Source organism: Polaribacter septentrionalilitoris, assembly GCF_009832745.1.
GTDB classification, from domain to species: domain Bacteria; phylum Bacteroidota; class Bacteroidia; order Flavobacteriales; family Flavobacteriaceae; genus Polaribacter; species Polaribacter septentrionalilitoris.
Genome location: NZ_VRMJ01000005.1, coordinates 26364 through 44014, shown reverse-complemented (window position 1 = coordinate 44014; position 17651 = coordinate 26364). Strand labels below are relative to the sequence as shown.

The 17651-nt window shown below is 30.4% G+C and carries 19 protein-coding genes and 1 tRNA gene; 7 read left to right on the top strand and 13 right to left on the bottom strand.

The genetic code is table 11. The features are described from left to right. Nucleotides 1-16 precede the first annotated feature (16 nt). Entirely contained in the window at nucleotides 17-754 is a 738-nt protein-coding gene (locus FP421_RS00685) for a TrmH family RNA methyltransferase (RefSeq protein WP_159946585.1), read from the top strand. Between the two features lie 45 nt (nucleotides 755-799). Here FP421_RS00685 and porT read toward each other — a convergent pair whose 3' ends face one another. From porT to FP421_RS00660, 5 genes are all read right to left on the bottom strand, one after another. Further along, a complete protein-coding gene (porT, locus tag FP421_RS00680; protein ID WP_159946583.1) occupies nucleotides 800-1498 on the bottom strand; it encodes a type IX secretion/gliding motility protein PorT/SprT in 699 nt (232 codons plus the stop codon). A 3-nt stretch (nucleotides 1499-1501) separates the two neighbouring features. Next, nucleotides 1502-2233 carry a bifunctional demethylmenaquinone methyltransferase/2-methoxy-6-polyprenyl-1,4-benzoquinol methylase UbiE gene (gene ubiE, locus FP421_RS00675; protein WP_159946581.1) on the bottom strand — a complete coding sequence of 244 codons (732 nt, stop codon included), beginning with the start codon at nucleotides 2231-2233 and terminating at the stop codon, nucleotides 1502-1504. Between the two features lie 2 nt (nucleotides 2234-2235). Then, on the bottom strand, nucleotides 2236-3141 hold the full coding sequence (locus tag FP421_RS00670; protein WP_159946579.1) for a NifU family protein: 906 nt from the start codon (nucleotides 3139-3141) through the stop codon (nucleotides 2236-2238). Between the two features lie 127 nt (nucleotides 3142-3268). Continuing rightward, the gene (locus FP421_RS00665; RefSeq protein ID WP_159946577.1) at nucleotides 3269-4666 is read right to left on the bottom strand and encodes an OmpP1/FadL family transporter; all 1398 of its coding nucleotides are present in this window, start codon (nucleotides 4664-4666) and stop codon (nucleotides 3269-3271) included. Nucleotides 4667-4702: 36 nt separating this feature from the next. Continuing rightward, the gene (locus tag FP421_RS00660) at nucleotides 4703-5953 is read right to left on the bottom strand and encodes a hypothetical protein (protein WP_159946575.1); all 1251 of its coding nucleotides are present in this window, start codon (nucleotides 5951-5953) and stop codon (nucleotides 4703-4705) included. Between the two features lie 155 nt (nucleotides 5954-6108). On the opposite strand from FP421_RS00660, the gene proS reads away from it, so the two are divergent. The 3 genes from proS to rpsT all read left to right on the top strand — a co-directional run bounded on the left by proS (nucleotide 6109) and on the right by rpsT (nucleotide 8027). Beyond that, nucleotides 6109-7584, top strand: coding sequence for a proline--tRNA ligase (proS, locus tag FP421_RS00655; RefSeq protein WP_159946573.1), 1476 nt, complete (start codon nucleotides 6109-6111; stop codon nucleotides 7582-7584). An 86-nt stretch (nucleotides 7585-7670) separates the two neighbouring features. Then, nucleotides 7671-7742: transfer RNA gene (locus tag FP421_RS00650), tRNA-Glu, on the top strand. A gap of 33 nt (nucleotides 7743-7775) precedes the next feature. After that, nucleotides 7776-8027, top strand: a complete 252-nt coding sequence (gene rpsT / locus FP421_RS00645) for a 30S ribosomal protein S20 (protein WP_159946571.1) — start codon at nucleotides 7776-7778, stop codon at nucleotides 8025-8027. Between the two features lie 69 nt (nucleotides 8028-8096). Here the strand turns inward: rpsT and rodA are convergent, their stop codons facing one another. From rodA to FP421_RS00610, 8 genes are all read right to left on the bottom strand, one after another. Further along, nucleotides 8097-9377 (bottom strand): rod shape-determining protein RodA, encoded by a 1281-nt coding sequence (gene rodA / locus FP421_RS00640; RefSeq protein ID WP_159946569.1) that lies wholly within the window; start codon nucleotides 9375-9377, stop codon nucleotides 8097-8099. Then, complete coding sequence (gene mrdA / locus FP421_RS00635; protein WP_159946567.1) at nucleotides 9358-11244, bottom strand: penicillin-binding protein 2; 1887 nt, start codon at nucleotides 11242-11244, stop codon at nucleotides 9358-9360. Before mrdA ends, rodA begins: the two co-directional genes overlap by 20 nt. After that, a complete protein-coding gene (gene mreD / locus FP421_RS00630; protein ID WP_159946565.1) occupies nucleotides 11244-11747 on the bottom strand; it encodes a rod shape-determining protein MreD in 504 nt (167 codons plus the stop codon). Before mreD ends, mrdA begins: the two co-directional genes overlap by 1 nt. After that, complete coding sequence (gene mreC / locus FP421_RS00625; protein ID WP_159946563.1) at nucleotides 11740-12567, bottom strand: rod shape-determining protein MreC; 828 nt, start codon at nucleotides 12565-12567, stop codon at nucleotides 11740-11742. Before mreC ends, mreD begins: the two co-directional genes overlap by 8 nt. Before the next feature lie 23 nt (nucleotides 12568-12590). Beyond that, nucleotides 12591-13619 carry a rod shape-determining protein gene (locus FP421_RS00620; protein ID WP_159946561.1) on the bottom strand — a complete coding sequence of 343 codons (1029 nt, stop codon included), beginning with the start codon at nucleotides 13617-13619 and terminating at the stop codon, nucleotides 12591-12593. A 78-nt stretch (nucleotides 13620-13697) separates the two neighbouring features. Beyond that, the gene (purH, locus tag FP421_RS00615) at nucleotides 13698-15224 is read right to left on the bottom strand and encodes a bifunctional phosphoribosylaminoimidazolecarboxamide formyltransferase/IMP cyclohydrolase (RefSeq protein WP_159946559.1); all 1527 of its coding nucleotides are present in this window, start codon (nucleotides 15222-15224) and stop codon (nucleotides 13698-13700) included. 257 nt (nucleotides 15225-15481) lie between these two features. Next, on the bottom strand, nucleotides 15482-15610 hold the full coding sequence (locus FP421_RS15250) for a hypothetical protein (RefSeq protein WP_262885933.1): 129 nt from the start codon (nucleotides 15608-15610) through the stop codon (nucleotides 15482-15484). A gap of 88 nt (nucleotides 15611-15698) precedes the next feature. Next, nucleotides 15699-16151 (bottom strand): GAF domain-containing protein, encoded by a 453-nt coding sequence (locus FP421_RS00610; RefSeq protein ID WP_159946557.1) that lies wholly within the window; start codon nucleotides 16149-16151, stop codon nucleotides 15699-15701. Nucleotides 16152-16201: 50 nt separating this feature from the next. On the opposite strand from FP421_RS00610, the gene xrtF reads away from it, so the two are divergent. From xrtF to FP421_RS00595, 3 genes are read left to right on the top strand one after another with little or no spacing between them, the layout of a single operon-like run. Continuing rightward, nucleotides 16202-16738: an exosortase family protein XrtF gene (gene xrtF / locus FP421_RS00605; RefSeq protein ID WP_159946555.1), complete on the top strand. Its 537-nt coding sequence runs from the start codon at nucleotides 16202-16204 to the stop codon at nucleotides 16736-16738. Then, nucleotides 16735-17166, top strand: a complete 432-nt coding sequence (locus FP421_RS00600) for an exosortase F system-associated membrane protein (RefSeq protein WP_159946553.1) — start codon at nucleotides 16735-16737, stop codon at nucleotides 17164-17166. Before xrtF ends, FP421_RS00600 begins: the two co-directional genes overlap by 4 nt. 41 nt (nucleotides 17167-17207) lie before the next feature. Beyond that, nucleotides 17208-17600: an HYC_CC_PP family protein gene (locus FP421_RS00595; protein WP_159946551.1), complete on the top strand. Its 393-nt coding sequence runs from the start codon at nucleotides 17208-17210 to the stop codon at nucleotides 17598-17600. The last annotated feature ends 51 nt before the right edge of the window (nucleotides 17601-17651 follow it).

Sequence of the window (17651 nt, the reverse complement as noted above, 5' to 3'; positions counted from 1 at the left end):
CAATAACAGTTAATTAATGAATATCTCAAAGAATCAACTAAAATTAATAACAAGTTTATCGCAGAAAAAGTATAGACAAAAGCACAATTTATTTATTGTTGAAGGTGTAAAAGTAGTCAATGAATTTTTGAATTCGAATTTTCAGTTACATACTCTTTTCCATACTAATAAATTTGTAAACGAAGATATTGATAAAGATAAATTGGTTTGTATTTCTGATACTGATTTGAAAAAAGTAAGTAACTTAAAGAATCCTAATACAGTATTGGGATTATTCAAAATCCCAGAACAAAACAAAATAAATGATAAAGGTTTTGTTCTTGTTTTAGATGCTATTAACGACCCTGGAAATTTAGGTACAATTATACGTTTGTGTGATTGGTTTGGTATAAAAGAGTTGATTTGTTCTAAAGATACAGTAGATTGTTACAATGCAAAAGTTGTACAAGCAAGTATGGGGTCTTTAACAAGAATATCAATTCATTACGTAGATATTATTGAGTATCTAGCAGCAACTAATTTACCAAAATTTATTGCTGATATGAATGGTGAAAATATTTACAAAACTTTACTGCCAAGAGATGGGGTTTTAGTTATGGGTAATGAAGCAAATGGAGTTTCTGATGAGGTAAAAGAGCTGGTAAATAATAGTATTTCGATACCAAGGTTTGGAGACACTCAAGAAACTGAAAGTTTAAATGTAGCAACAGCAACAGCGATTTTGTTAAGTGAGTTTAGGAGAGGTCTAGATTAAAGCGCTAGCAGTTGCCTTTTGCTTATGAAACTTCCTATCTTTTAGTTATTCAAAGGCTAAGTTCAAGAATATACCTCTGGTTCCCATAAAGTTTACTGGAGCAGTCCACTTACTATTTATATCATCATCGTATTTAATTTCATTGTTAAATGCAAAAATACCTCTGATAGATGGTGAGAATTTAAAGAAATACAAGTAAATGTCTACACCAATACCAACTTCGTACATAAAGTTATGAGTTTTCATTCTAAACTGACCTGCAGAATTATCGTCTTGATTGGCTTCGTTACTAGAAAAGTTATAGTTGTAAGATACGCCTCCTAAAACATAAGGACGAATATTGTTGTATCTATCTGTACTAAATTTAAAAACTAAAGGAACGTGTAAATATGTAGAACTGATATCTCTTACGCTATCTTGTGCTGTTAAATGATTGAAGTGTATTTTCTTTGAATTGGTCATTAAACCCGGTTCTAAACGAAGATTTAGATTTTTATGTAATCTTAAATCAACAATTAAACCAACATTAAAACCTATTTCTGGTTTAGCGGTAATATAAGCATCAGGAACATTGGTGTTTTCTCTTAGGCTAAACTTAAAATCATTTTGATTTAACCCTAAGTAAAATCCGTAGTGAATTTTTCTTTTATCGAAACTAGGTAAGTATTCAACTTTATCTCTTTGAGCAAAAAAAGCAGAAGTAGTTAAAATAAAAAAGCTTAAGATTAAAATTCTATTTTTCATAATTTATTGATGCGCTGTGTATATTGTAGCAACTCCAAAAGTTACAGGTTTATCTTCTGTACTTGTAAACCCATTTTTTTGTAAAATATTGTTGAAAGCTTCTCCAAAAGGAAAAGAATTGGCAGATTCAGAAAGATATGAATACGCCACTTTATCTTTTGAAAAAAGTTTTCCAATTATAGGCAAAATAAAATTAGTATAAAACTTATAGCCTTGTTTAAAGGGAAATTTAGTAGGATTAGAAGTTTCTAAAATAACTAAAACCCCTGTTGGTTTTAAAACTCTTGCAATTTCTTTAATTCCTTTATTAAGGTTTGCAAAATTTCGAACGCCAAAAGAAACTGTAATTGCATCAAAAGTATTGTCTTGAAAGGGCATAGCTTCAGAATCACCAACAATCATATCTATTTTGTCAGACAAATTGGCTTTTAATATTTTCTGTTTTCCAACGGCTAACATTCCTTCAGAAATGTCTAAACCTACAATTCTATCCGGATTTAAATCAGCCATCATTAGCGCTAAATCACCAGTTCCTGTAGCAATATCTAAAATTTGTTTTGGGTTATTTTTTCCAACAATTTGAACTACTTTCTTACGCCATTTCACGTCAATTCCAAGAGAAATTACACGGTTTAATCCGTCATAATTTTCAGAAATATTGTCAAACATTTGAGCAACTTGTTCCTTTTTACCAAGTTTAGAATCTTTGTATGGATTTATTTTTTCTGCTGACATTCTTATCCGTTAATAGCAACCACTTCGTTAATTTGATTTGGAAGCATTTCTTTAAGTAAGTTTTCAATACCGTTTTTTAAAGTTGCAGTAGAAGAAGGGCAACCACTACAAGCGCCTTGTAAAATAACGCTTACCACTTTGTTTTGCTCATCATAAGATCTAAATGCAATATTACCTCCATCACCAGCTACTGCAGGTTTAATATATTCGTCTAAGATGTCTACAATCTGTGCAGAAATACCTTCTAGTTGTACTTTAGGTTGTTTTACTTTGTCTGAATTTTTAGTTTTTTCTTGATTTGGTAGTTCATGAATGATGGTTTTACCAGCAACCAAATATTCGCGAATAAATGTTCTTACTTCTGCAAAAACTTCATTCCATTCTACCATATCATATTTTGTAATAGAAATATAATTATCAGAAATAAAAACTTCTTTTACAAAAGGAAAATTAAAAATAGCTTGTGCTAGAGGCGATGATTTGCTAGCTTCCTCAATGTTTTTATACTCAACATCAGTTTGCGTTAAAGATTTGTTAGTACCAAACTTCATCACAGCAGGGTTTGGAGTAACCTCTGCATAAACCTCAATAGCTTCTTTTTTTGATCTTGGCTCTTCGTTTACGACAATTCCATCATCACTTAAATACGATTCTAATTGTGTAGCAACTTCCTCTTGAACATCTATCCATTCTACAATATCAAAACGTTGTACGGCGATAAAATTAGCAGTAATAAAAACTTTTTTTACAAAAGGTAAATAAAATAGTTGTTGCGCTAAAGGAGAGTTTTTGGCCTCATCTATATTTGAGAATTCATAGCTTCCACCATTAATTAAAATCTTGTTGCTATTAAACTTTACAATAGTGTTGTTTGTAGTTTCTTGAATTGTAATTTTTACGTCTTGCATCTTTCTAAAAATTAAGTTGCAAAATTACGGCAAAAAAGATAAATAGTACTGTTTTAAATTTGTTAAATAAAAATCCATATGAAAAAATGGATCACTTTTTCATAAGGATTTCAGCATAACTTTTAGATTAAAGATTTAAAGTTACTGTTGCTGTAATTGTTTTATTATCAATTTGAAATTCAGCAGGATTCACATTAAATCCTGAATAAAAATTGTAAACTCCTGTTTGATTGTTGTCACTGTAAGAAAAATCTAATTTAAAACTTCCAAAGTTATAACCAGCACCCAATGAATATCCTTTTAAATTATCAGAATCTAAAGCTACTTTATCTGGGTTTTGTTCAAATCGATATCCACCACGTACGCTAAACCTATTCAAACGCCATTCTGTACCTATATTATAAGAATGTGTGTTTCTTAACTCATTTTGAAAAAACTGGTTCTCTTGAGTAAAAACATCATTGGTTAACCTCATATTTTGGTAGTTTCTGTTGATATAATCAAAACTTAATAAACCATTTTTACCAAAAATTAATGCAGCACTCGCTGTTAATTTGCTTGGAGTTTTTAATCTGTATAGTAATTCTTGTGATGGAAAAAAACCACCAGCAGTATTATCATAAATTCTATTGTCATTACTAACAACTATCTCTGTATCTCCGTTAAAACCATCATTATCAGTAATATTTGTTATTTCAAAAATTTCTGAAAACCAAGTTGGAGTTTGGTAAGAAAGTCCAAATCTAAAATTTTTATGGGCTTTATAAATAAACCCTGCGTTAGCAGAAAAACCGCTTCCTGTAGTAATGTTTTCTTGATAAAAATTAGCGTCAAGAGTATTACCATTGGCATCGCTATTAAATTCTGTCAATTGCGATTGTTGACTAAAATCTAAATTGTAAAAGTTGAATCCAATACCTAGGTAAAGTTTGTTTTGGTGAACTGAAGAAAATGCAACATTAAACTCAGAAATTTCTCCATTATAATTATTTGTGAACCTTTGTTCGTCAGCAATATCATAAACAATAGCTGGGTTGTTGTTGTCTAAAGGGAATTCAGTGAAAGTAGCGGTTCCACTATTACCTTGAGCTAAAAATGAATTTGTAAAGTCTTTGGTTATTCTATAATTAACGCCAAGTGCAAATTTACCCCATTCAGAATTATATGCAGAATCAAAAACTAACACAGCGCCAGCATGAGAAAGATTAAAAAACTCATTTTGAGAGCCTAATGTATTTCTTTCAAGGTTTTGATTACCATAAGTAGTCATGATATTAGTGTTTCTGGAGTTAAAAGTTCCTGAAAAAACACTATTGTTAAAAACCGCAATACCTGCTGGGTTAATATTCATAACTGAAACATCGCCACCTAAAGCACCAAATGCACCACCCATAGATGTAAAACGTGCTGACCCATTTAGATCATCTTGAGAGAAAAGTACTCCTAAATCTTGGTATCCTAAAGATTGAGCGTAGGATGTAAACGTCACTGCGAATAAAATCGCTATTGCTGTAATTTTTTTCATATTAAAGTTTTTGTAATCTAAAGACTTATTTTATTGTTACCCTCTTTTTCTTGATGAAGAAGAACTTCTACTGCTCCTTGCAGAAGATCTACTAGAACTGCTTCTTGTAGAAGAACTTCTTGTTACTCTCGTATTTGAAGAACTCCTTGTTCTAGAAGGTTTGTAATTAGTACTTCTACTTGTTGTTCTTCTTGTAGAAGAACTTGATTTTGGAGTGATGTACCTTGAAAAACTTCTAGCAGAAGTTGTGTTTCTTCTGTTAGATGGGGTATAAGAATTTCTGTTAACATTAGAGTTTGAAGACGTTCTTACAACAACAACCTGTCTCGTGTTTCTTCTGCTACTTGTATTATTTATACTAGCGCTACTTCTATTGCCACCACTTCTTCTCGTTGATGAGCTTCTTCTTGTACTACTAGAACCTCTTGAAGATGAGCTTCTTCTTGTTGTTGTGGAACTTCTTCTAGTTGTAGAACTTCGTCTTGTAGGGTAAGTTGTGGAAGAACTTCTTCTTGATGTGGATTGTGTATTGGTTGTAGAACTTCTTCTACTTGTAGTACTTCTATTCCTAAAATTTATACTGTTATTTCTTCTGTAAGTACTGTTATAAGTAGTTCTTCTTCCGTAGGACCTATTTGTATAAAATCTGTTATATCTATTGTTGAAGAAACGGTTGTTCCAACCCCAGCCTGCTATAAAACCACCTTGCCATCCAAAGTTATGGTAAGGATGCCAATAAGGATTTACACCCCAAAATCGATTTCTGAAGCCCCAATTATTCCAACCCCAGTTATTCCAACCCCAATTATTGAATCCCCAACCCCAATTATTGAATCCCCAACCCCAATTGTTAAAGCCCCAATTATTCCATCCATTATTCCATAACCATGGATCATTCCAATACGGATTTATATTTACAACAACATCATTGTTGTCATTATACCCCCAGGGTTGATTAGGGTTGTAGTTTGTATTATTGTCTTCGTCTATATAAATTGTGTCTACAGAGTTATAATCATCAACATCTGTAAATATATCGTTGTTATTAAACCTTTCTAAGCTGTCTAGCTTTCTTAAAAAATAATTGTTTTGGTAGTTGTTATATTCATCTTTATCTACCACAATAACTTTTTGAGTTTCTCTGGTATCTTGAACTATAGGTTTATCATCATATATACCATCTCCATAATTTACGTTCTGATAGGTACCACATGAAATAAGTAAAGCGTTTGCAGCAAATAGCAATGCTAATTGATGTAATCTAGATTTTATGTTTACTTGTTTCATAATGATGAGATTTTGATGAATACTATTTTATTGTCTTTTCTTGCTAAAAACTCTTTTAAATATACTAATTTTGTTCCGTTTTTGTAAATACAAATATTGCTTTTAACAGAAATTTCACTTTAAGAAATTGCAATATTTGTGCCAAACTTTTAATCATGAGTAAACATTTAACAAAAAGAGCAGAAGATTATTCGAAATGGTATAATGAATTGGTGGTAAAAGCTGATTTAGCTGAAAATTCTGCAGTAAGAGGTTGTATGGTTATCAAACCTTATGGCTTCGCAATTTGGGAAAAAATGCAAGCAGAATTAGATAGAATGTTTAAGGAAACAGGACATCAGAATGCTTATTTTCCTTTATTTGTTCCAAAAAGTTTGTTTGAAGCAGAAGAAAAAAATGCAGAAGGTTTTGCCAAAGAATGTGCTGTTGTTACTCATTATCGTTTGCAAAATGATCCAAATAGAGAAGGAAAATTGAGAGTTGATCCAGAAGCAAAATTAGAAGAAGAGTTGGTGGTAAGACCCACATCTGAAGCTATTATATGGAACACTTATAAAGGCTGGATTCAATCTTACAGAGATTTACCATTATTAATTAATCAATGGGCAAATGTTGTACGTTGGGAAATGAGAACACGTTTGTTTTTGCGTACAGCAGAGTTTTTATGGCAAGAAGGCCATACAGCACATGCTACAAAATCAGAGGCAGTTGTTGAAGCAAAACAAATGCAAGATGTTTATGCAGAATTTGCAGAAAATTTTATGGCAATGCCAGTTATCAAAGGAGTAAAATCTGATAGCGAGCGTTTTGCAGGAGCAGAAGATACCTATACTATTGAGGCATTAATGCAAGATGGAAAAGCATTACAAGCAGGTACAAGTCACTTTTTAGGACAAAATTTTGCAGAGGCTTTTGATGTCAAGTTTACATCAAAAGAAGGAAAGCAAGAATATGTTTGGGCAACTTCTTGGGGAGTTTCAACTCGTTTGATAGGAGGTTTAATTATGACACACTCTGATGATAAAGGTTTAGTGTTGCCTCCAAAATTAGCGCCAATTCAGGTTGTAATAGTTCCTATATATAAAGGAGAAGAACAATTAGAAGCTATTTCAAAAAAAGTTGATGAAATTGTAAAAGAGTTACGCAAAAAAGGAATATCCGTGAAGTTTGACAACAGAGATACTTTTAGGCCTGGAGCAAAATTTGCAGAATATGAATTAAAAGGAGTTCCTGTTAGAATTGCAATAGGTAACAGAGATTTAGAAAACGGAACTTTAGAAATAGCAAGAAGAGATACTTTTGAAAAACAAACAGTCAATCAAAATGATGCTGTAGTTGTTATTGAACATCTTTTAGAAGAAATTCAGAATAACTTATTTCAAAAAGCAATAGATTATAGAAAAGAGAACACTACAGTTGTAGATGATTTTGCAGCATTTAAAAAAGCAATAAAAAGAGGTGGTTTTGTTTCAGCCCATTGGGATGGGACAGAAGAAACAGAAGATAGAATTAAAGAATATACTAAAGCTACTATAAGATGTATACCAAATGATGCTAAAGAAGAGGTTGGAGCCTGCGTTTTAACTGGTAAACCATCTACAAAAAGGGTGCTTTTTGCAAAGGCATATTAATTTTTTAAAATTTTTTAAAAAAATATTGCAGAGTTTTAAAAACGTTGTATATTTGCATCCGCAATTGAGAGATATTTAATTGTTATGGTCCGTTCGTCTAGGGGTTAGGACGCCAGGTTTTCATCCTGGTAACACGGGTTCGATTCCCGTACGGACTACAAAGTTTTAATAAAAACACAAGAAGTAAAATTATGGCAAATCATAAGTCAGCATTAAAAAGAATCAGAAGTAACGAATCTAAGAGGTTACGTAATAAATATCAGCATAAAACTACTAGAAATGCTGTAAGAGACTTACGTACCATTGAAGACAAGAAGGAAGCAGAAGGAAAATTAGGTAACGTTATTTCTATGTTAGATAAGTTAGCTAAGAATAACATTATCCACAAAAACAAAGCTGCAAATTTAAAATCTAAATTAGCTAAGCACGTAGCTGCTTTGTAATTTTTGAACAAAAATTTATTATTTAAAACTCTGAATATTTATTTATTCAGAGTTTTTTTGCTTTAAAAGCTACCAGTCGTAGTTTTTATGTGCGTCTAACCTTATAAATATAAAGAGTAAGATTGTAAATCCCCAGAGAGAAGAACCTCCATAACTAAAGAAAGGTAGAGGGATTCCAACAGTTGGTAATAAGCCAATAACCATTCCAATATTAACTATAATGTGAAAAAATAGGATAGAGGCCACACCATAACCATATATTCGTCCGAATTTGTTTGTGTGAGTATCTGCTAAATATATAATTCTAAAAAGCATTAAGGTAAATAGTATGATTACTATTGAACATCCTAAAAACCCCCATTCTTCACCAACTGTACTAAAAATATAATCTGTATGTTGTTCTGGAACAAAATTACCTTTAGTAATATCACCTTTTAAAAACCCTTTTCCAGTCCATCCTCCAGAGCTAATAGTTAATTCTGATTGATACGAATTGTATCCAATATTTTTATTGTCTTTTTTTATGCCTAATAAGATTTCAAATCTATCTCTATGATGTTGTTTAAAGACGTTATTGTAGGCATAGTAAGTAGAAAATAAAAAGAGCCCTGTAACAATGTAAATTACTATTATTTTAAGAAAATTAAATCTTAGAAACCTTTTTCCACCTTTATATATGAAATAGGCAGTAGCAAAAGTTAATAAAGTAAAAAGTACAATTGAGATTGATTTAACTCCAAATAGAATAGTTAGAATAAAAATTAGAATTAATAGTGAACCAAAAATGATGTAGTTTAAGGTTAACCCTTCTCTATTTAATACAAAAAAGAAAGCTAAATAAATTAATGCAGAACCTGCATCTGGCTGTAATGTAATTAATACAGCTGGAAGAAAAATAATGATAAATGCTTTAATTTGATTCTTAATGAGTTTTAAATTATACTGCCTGTCACTTAATAGTTTTGCGACAGCTAATGCAGTAAATGCTTTCACAAATTCTGAGGGTTGAAGCCCTAAAACACCAAAGTTATACCATGATTTTGCTCCATTAATTTCTTTACCAAATACAAATAACCCTATTAATGAAATCAAGGAAATAATATAGAAAATACTCGCAAATTGTTCGTAAAATTTGGAGTTAAAAAACAGTATAAAAACAATTAAGGGAATGGTTAAACAGATAAAAATAAATTGTTTACCATATTTTGTTGAGAAACTGAGTAGTTCAAAATCTTCTGAAGTTTTTGAAGCTGCATAAATATTCATCCATCCAAAGCCAATAAGTATGGCAAAAAGGATAACTAAAATCCAATCGATATCAGCAAAAATATTATTTCGTTCCTGACGCAATTTCTTCTGGTTTTTGATTTAGTTTATCGTAAATATCATTTAAACTAAGGTTTAACATGTTTTGCTCTCTGTATTTATTTTTAGCGGAGATTTCTCCGTTTAAATACTTTTCAATTAGTAAGCTAGTTATTGGTGCAGCAATTGTTGAACCATAACCTCCATTTTCAACAAAAATGGCCAATGCGATTTTTGGATTTTCTTTCGGAGCAAAAGCAACTAAAATAGAATGATCTGGTAACTGTATTTTTTGACCATCAATAATTGCAAAATTTTCTGCTGTACCTGTTTTTCCGCAAATATCAATTCCTTTTACTTGGCTCCATCTTCCAGTACCGGTTTTAAATACTTCATGCATTGCTTGGATAACTGGTTCGAAATATTTTGGTTGAATTGTTGTTTTTTTAGGAGTTACATAATTTTCGTTATCAATGGGTTTCTGACTTACTTTCTTTAAGATATGAGGAGTATAAAAATGTCCTTTGTTGGCAATGGCTGCTGTAAAATTAGCCAACTGAATTGGAGTAGTTAATATTTCTCCTTGACCAATTGCATTAGATATATTTGTAGATGCACTCCAAGAATACTTGTATATGTTGTCATAATATTTTCCATCCGGAATTAATCCAGGGCTACCTGCTGGTAAATCATACCCTAAATAATCCCCTAAGCCAAAACTAGTGACATGTTTGTTCCAATTGTCTAAACCTTTAGAAGGATTGTTGTTTTTTTCTACAATTCTTTTGTATGTATTAGAGAAATAACTATTACAAGACTTAGCAATGGCTGTTTTAAGTTTAATGGGTTTTGCATAAATTCCGCAATGACATCCCATAAAAGCATCTTTAGATCTTCCGTATTTGAAACCATTGTAACAGTAAAAGTGTGTTTGTTCATTAATTACATTTTCTTGAAGACCAATTAAAGCATTCATCATTTTAAAAGGAGAACCAGGAGGATAAGCAGCTAAAAGACCTCTGTCGTAAGAAGGTTTACTAATTGTATCATTAAATAGTATTACAGAATTTTTTGACCTTTTTCTACCAACCAACATATTAGGATCATAAGTAGGAGAGGTTACAAGCGCTAAAATTTCACCAGATGATGGTTCAATAGCTACAATTCCACCTCTTTTTCCAGACATTAATTGTTGGCCATACAATTGTAAATCAATATCTAAAGTTAATGTTAAGTCTTTACCGTTTACTGGTAATGTATCGTATTTGCCTTCTAGGTAAGACCCTGTAATTTTATTTAAGTTGTTTCTTTGAAGGTATTTCTTTCCTTTTTCACCTCTTAATAGGTCTTCATATTGTCTTTCAACACCATCTTTACCAAGCAATTCACCTTGCTGATAATAATCACTTTTTTTTGCAAGTGCTTCATTAACTTCACCAATATAACCTAATACATTTGCTGCAGCTTTAATTGGATATTGTCTTATGATTCTCTTCTGAATGTAAAAACCTTTGTATTTGTGTAATTTTTCTTGAAGAAAAGCAAAATCTGATTTTGCCAATTGCTTTAAGAAAACCGAAGGCAAATAAGAAGCATATCTTTCAGCTCTTTGAAATCTTTTTAAGAAGTCTGATTTATCAATTTTAAGCAAGTTGCAGAATTCTAATGTATCTAATGGAGTTACTTGATTAGGTTGAATCATTACATCATAAGACAACTCATTAGCTACTAATAATTTTTCTTTTCTATCATAAATATAACCACGTTCAGGGTAGTCATAGACTACTTTTACAGATGCATTTCTAATTGGATTGTAATTGGCACCACGTATCACTTGTAGCTGAAATAATCTTCCTATAAAAATTATGCCAACAATAGATATTAAAATGTAAAGTAAAAAACTTCTTTGCATTATTCTTCTTTAATAAAAATATAGCTGCTTAAAAAAAATAAAATTAATGTGAATATGCCAGAAAATAAAGTGTTTGACAAAACATCAGTAAAATTTTGAATACTAAAATTACTAAAAGAAAATAAGATAAAATGATGTATCAATGTTAAAGTTACCACATAGTTAAAAACTTTTCCAAAAGGTTCGGCTTTCAGTTTAAAAAATGGATAATCAACAGGAACTTTTTTAAAGTATAGTTTGATAAAGAATACTCTGAGGTAAGCAATAGTGAGTAAGGAAAATGCATGAATTCCTCCAGAATCTGAGAAGAAATCGACCAATAAGCCTAAAAGAAAACTTAAGAATAAAATTGTAAATCTTTTTTCTTTTAAAGGATAATAAAATACAAAAGCGATGTATAAATACGGATTAATATATCCTAAAAAGTTTATATTATTTAAAATAAATACTTGTAGAAATAAAATTAGAATAAACAGTAATATAATTCTTAATGTACTATTCATCTTTAGTAATTTCTAATGATTGTATTTCTTTTTTGTCTAAACTTTTTACAACTTTTACATAACCCAGGTTACTCATGTCGTTAAAAAGTTTTACATCCATTTTATTGTTAGCGGTAGTGCCTTTATAAAGTTTAGAGATAGTTCCTATTGGAATACCTTCTGGGAAAATTGTAGATTTTCCACCTGTTTCTATAGTGTCTCCAATTTTTAATGGAGCTTGTCTTGGAATATCATACAATTGTACAGTAGTATATTTATTACCATCCCATTCTAAAGTGCCAAAATAAGAAGTGTTGCCTTTTAATCTTGCGTTTATTTTACTGTTTTTATTTAAAATCGATTGAACTCTGGCGTAAGAATTCGAAGTATTATCAGTAATTCCAATAATTCCAAGACTATTAATTACTGCCATTTCTTTTGTTATTCCGTCTTTTTTACCTCTATTAATGGTTAAAAAGTTAAATGCTTTGGTAAAATCATTTTTAATAATTTTAGCATTAGTAAAAGTGTATTTTTGATGATATTTTGATGAATCAATAACAATAGAATCGCTACTTAAACGAAGAGTAGTTTTTTCGATCTGATTTTTTAAACGTGTATTTTCTTCTGATAGTCTTTTGTTTTCTTCTTTCAATGAAAGATATTCAGAGATATTAGAAATTTGAGTATATAAACCACCAGTAATGCTATTTGCAGAATTTACAAATTTGCTTTTATGAAAGTTTAGATTGGTAAAAGTAAATACAAATGAAAGTATTGTTAAAAATAGGTAGAACAGAAAATATTTAAATTTCTGGAAAAAATAGATAATCTGCTGCATCCTTTAAATTACTTTCTAATTTACTACTTCATTAATACATTTTTGTATTTGTTTAATTCTTTTAAAGCAATTCCTGTCCCACGAACTACAGCTCTTAAAGGATCTTCAGCGACGTAAACAGGTAAGTCTGTTTTACGAGATAAACGCTTGTCTAAACCTCTTAGCATAGAGCCTCCTCCTGCCAAATAGATTCCTGTATTGTAGATGTCAGCTGCTAATTCTGGTGGAGTTTTCGATAAAGTTTCCATGACAGCATCTTCAATTCTCAAGATAGATTTATCTAAAGCTTTGGCTATTTCTCTAAAAGAAACCTGTACTTGTTTTGGTTTTCCACTTAATAAATCTCTACCTTGAACTAACATTTCTTCTGGTGGAGTTTCTAAATCTTCGGTTGCAGCACCAATCTGAATTTTAATTTTTTCTGCAGTAGTTTCACCAACATGTAAGTTGTGTTGTGTACGCATGTAATACATAATGTCACTTGTAAATAAATCACCAGCAACTTTTACAGATTGATCACAAACAATACCTCCTAAAGCAATTACAGCAATTTCGGTTGTTCCACCACCTATATCAATAATCATGTTTCCTTTTGGTTCCATAATATCGATACCAACACCAATTGCAGCAGCCATTGGTTCGTAAATTAAATAAATTTCTTTCGCATTCATATGTTTTGCTGAATCACGAACTGCACGTTTTTCAACTTCTGTAATTCCTGATGGAATACAAATTACCATACGTAAAGCAGGTGGAAAAAGCTTCTTTTTTATAGATGGAATTTGCTTTACAAACTCTTTAATCATCTGTTCTGACGCTTCAAAATCTGCAATTACTCCATCTTTTAAAGGACGAATGGTTTTTATATTTTCATGGGTTTTTCCTTGCATTAAATTGGCTTCTCTACCAATAGCAATAATATTACCAGAGATTCTATTTCGAGCAACAATAGACGGACTATCAATAACCACTTTTCCGTTGTGAATTATTAATGTGTTTGCGGTTCCTAAATCAATCGCAATATCCTCCGTCATAAAATCGAAAAAACCCATAAAATATATTTCTTATATTATTTTTGATGCATTATTACAAACTTACTAAAATTCTGTCTGTGAATTGCATATAATTTATTAATGTTTAAAGTGTCTTGTTCCTGTCATTACCATTGATAAATTATTTTCGTTACAATAATCTATACTTAATTGGTCTTTGATTGATCCACCAGGTTGAATAACACTTTTAATACCTGCTTTATCTGCTATTTCAACACAATCAGGGAATGGGAAAAAGGCATCACTTGCCATTACTGATCCATTTAAATCAAAACCAAAAGAATTTGCTTTTTCAATTGCTTGGTTTAGTGCGTCAACTCTACTTGTTTGTCCTGTTCCACCAGCTAATAATTGCTTATTCTTAACTAAAATAATGGTATTAGATTTTGTGTTTTTACACAACTTAGAAGCAAATAGTAAATCATCTAACTCATTTTCAGATGGTTTATTGTTAGTTACGTATTTTAAATCTTCTAACTTATCGGTAATATTGTCTTTGTCTTGAACTAAATTTCCGTTTAAACAAGTTCTAACAGTTGTTTTTGGTAATTCAACATCTTTTTGAATTAAAATAATTCTGTTCTTTTTTCCTTTTAAGATAGATAAAGCTTCATCAGAAAAAGAAGGCGCAATGACTACTTCACAAAATAAAGAGTGAATTTCAGTTGCAGTATCTGCATCTATTTCTGTATTTGCTATTAAAATACCTCCAAAAGCAGAAACAGGATCTCCTGCTAAAGCATCTACATATGCTTTTTTTATAGTTTCTCTTTGAGCAAAACCACAAGCGTTATTGTGTTTTAAAATGGCAAAAGTTGGTGCTTCTCCTTTAAATTCTTGAATCAAATTTACAGCAGCATCAACATCTAATAAGTTGTTATAGCTTAATTCTTTACCATGTAACTTGTCAAACATTGCTTCTAAATCACCAAAGAAATATCCTTTTTGGTGTGGGTTTTCTCCATAACGTAAAACTTTAGAAGTTTGTTCGCTTGCCTTGTAGACTACTTCATCTTCATTAAAATAGTTGAAGATAGCAGTATCATAATGAGAAGAAATATTAAAAGATTTTGCAGCAAATTTCTTTCTTTGTGCTATGGTTGTTTCTCCGTTATTTTCGGAAATAATGGTTAAAAAATCATCATACTGCTCCATAGAAGAAACAATAAAAGTATCTTTAAAGTTCTTCGCAGCAGCTCTAATCAAAGAGATTCCACCAATATCAATTTTTTCAACAATATCTTGTTCAGGTGCACCAGAGGCAACTGTTTTTTCAAAAGGATATAAATCAACAATAACCAAATCTATTTGTGGAATATTGTATTCTGCTAATTCAGCAACATCACCATCATGGTCTTGTCTGTTTAGAATACCTCCAAAAACCTTTGGGTGTAACGTTTTTACACGTCCGCCTAAAATAGATGGATATGACGTAACATCTTCTACAGGAATCACATTTATTCCTAAATCTTTAATAAACCTTTCTGTTCCTCCTGTAGAGTAGATGGTTACGTTTAACTCATTTAATTTTTTCACAATTGGTTCTAAACCATCTTTGTGAAATACCGAAATTAATGCGGATTTAATTGTTTTTGAAGTACTCATTTCCAGTTGTCTTATTAAGCTTGCAAATTTAAGAAAAGCATTCTTTCAAGGCAATAAAAAGATAGTAACAAAAACAGTAAATAGTTAACAACTATTCCACTTGAATTTTGGTTTTAAAGTGTTCTACCAGAGTTGAGTAGTCTCTTGGTGTTCTTCGGTCTTGCTTCTTATGCAAAAACGGAAGCATTTTCAGCAAAATGCTGGAGGGTTGTTTTCTCATAATTTAGGGGTTTAAAAATTAAAAAATAAACAAAAAATTATTCTGCATTTTCAACAAAATTTCTAAACCAATTCATAAATTGATTTAAAATAGACTGTTTTTCAGAATTAAATTGTTGTGATAAGTTGCCTGATGCAACTGATGAGGTAGTATGTTCTTTTCTCATTATTTAAGGGATTAATGATGTTAGAATTAAATTAATAATCGTATAATATGGTAACAAATATATAAAAAATCTCGTAAAAAACAATTAATTATAGAATCAATGAAACTTTTTTACAAATATATTCTAAAAGTTCTTCGTCTTTTTTAGTAAAAGGATTCGCTGTGTGAGAATCGATATCAATTTGACCTATGTTTTCTCCATTTACAAAAATAGGGATTACAATTTCTGATTTTACTTTCCAACCACAAGAAATGTAGTTGTCTTGTTCGCTAACATCTTGCACTATAAAATTCTCATTACTCACAGCAACTTGACCGCAAATACCTTTTCCAAATGGAATAATTGTATGCTCAGTTTCTTCACCAGTATATTGTGCCAATTTTAGTTCATTTTTATCACCGTTTTTAAAATAGAAACCTACCCAATCATAATAAGAAATTTTACTTTCTAATAAATCGCAAATGTTTTGTAATTTTTCTGATGTTGTTATTTCTGTGGCAATAATATTATCAACTTGGCCTTGTAAAATATCTATATTCATTTTGTATATTCGTTACTGTAATAAGTTGCAAAATTAAATCAAAATTTATTGTGAAAAAACATAAAAACATCATCTTTTTTTTAATTAAGTTTTTTGTTACTTATTTTATTTTGTTTGCAATTTATTCTTACTATTTAGAAAACTCTCAGCAAAAAGAAGACAACTTTAAATCAGCTTCTATAACTAAAAAGGTTGCAGATCAAACTGTTGATGTGTTAACGTTTTTTGGATATAATGTAGAAACTGTTCAGCATGATAAAGAGGTTTCTATGAAATTGATTATAGAAGGGGAATATACAGCAAGAGTTATTGAAGGTTGTAATTCTATAAGTGTCATCATTTTGTTCATGGCTTTTGTTGTTGCTTTTTCTGGATCTATAAAAGCCACAGTATTATACCTCTTATTTGGTAGTGTTTTTATTTATGTGATTAACGTATTACGAATTTCTCTCTTAACAGTAATGATTTATAAATATCCTAACCAAATAGGAGTTTTACACGATATTATTTTTCCAGGAATAATCTACGGAACAGTTTTTTTACTTTGGGTAATTTGGGTTAACAAATTTTCGAAATATAAAAAATGAATACCTACATTAAAATAATACTTTTGGTTATTTTATTTATGACCTTATTTGCAATAAGAGGCTATGGGAATACTCTTTTTTACGATCCATTAATTGCATATTTTAAAAATGACTATCTCTACATGTATTTGCCTGTGTTAGATACTTGGAGATTGGTTGTAAATATGTTATTTAGATATACCTTAAACTCACTAGTAACCCTAGGAATTATATGGGTTTTGTTTGAAAGAAAAGATTACTTAAAGTTTTCAGGATTTTTCTTAATGCTAGCTTTCATGATTTTAATTGTAACTTTTGTGTTACTCCTAAAAAATGATTTTGAAGATGGATATTTATTGCCTTTTTACATTAGAAGATTTATCATTCATCCATTGTTTTTATTGTTACTACTTCCAGCTTTTTACTATCAAAAACTAAGCAATAGATAATTTAACATCATTTTAAAATTACAAATCGTAAATTTGCAACTGTGAAACAAACATTTTCTAAAATAGTATCAATTTTACTAGCACTTTTAGTGTTGTTTTCTACGTTTTCTTTTACCGTAGAAAAACATTATTGTGGCGAGTTTTTAATGGATGTTTCTTTTACAGGTGATGCAGATGATTGTGGAATGAATATGGAGAAAGTCATAAAGAAATGTTGTAAAGATGAAGTTCATCAAATAGATGGGCAAGATGAATTGCAACAAACCTCTCCTGACGATTTCAATTTTCAAAAACAACAATTTTTAGTCGCCTTTACCATTTCTTATCACGATTTATTTGTGGAAAAAAAATCTGATAAAAGCATTTATAAAGACTTTCCACCACCAGATAATCTCAAAGATTTTCAGGTTTTATACCAATCTTTTTTAATTTGATTTAATAATTAACACTCAAGCAGTCTCAAAATAATGAGAAACTGAAGTTTA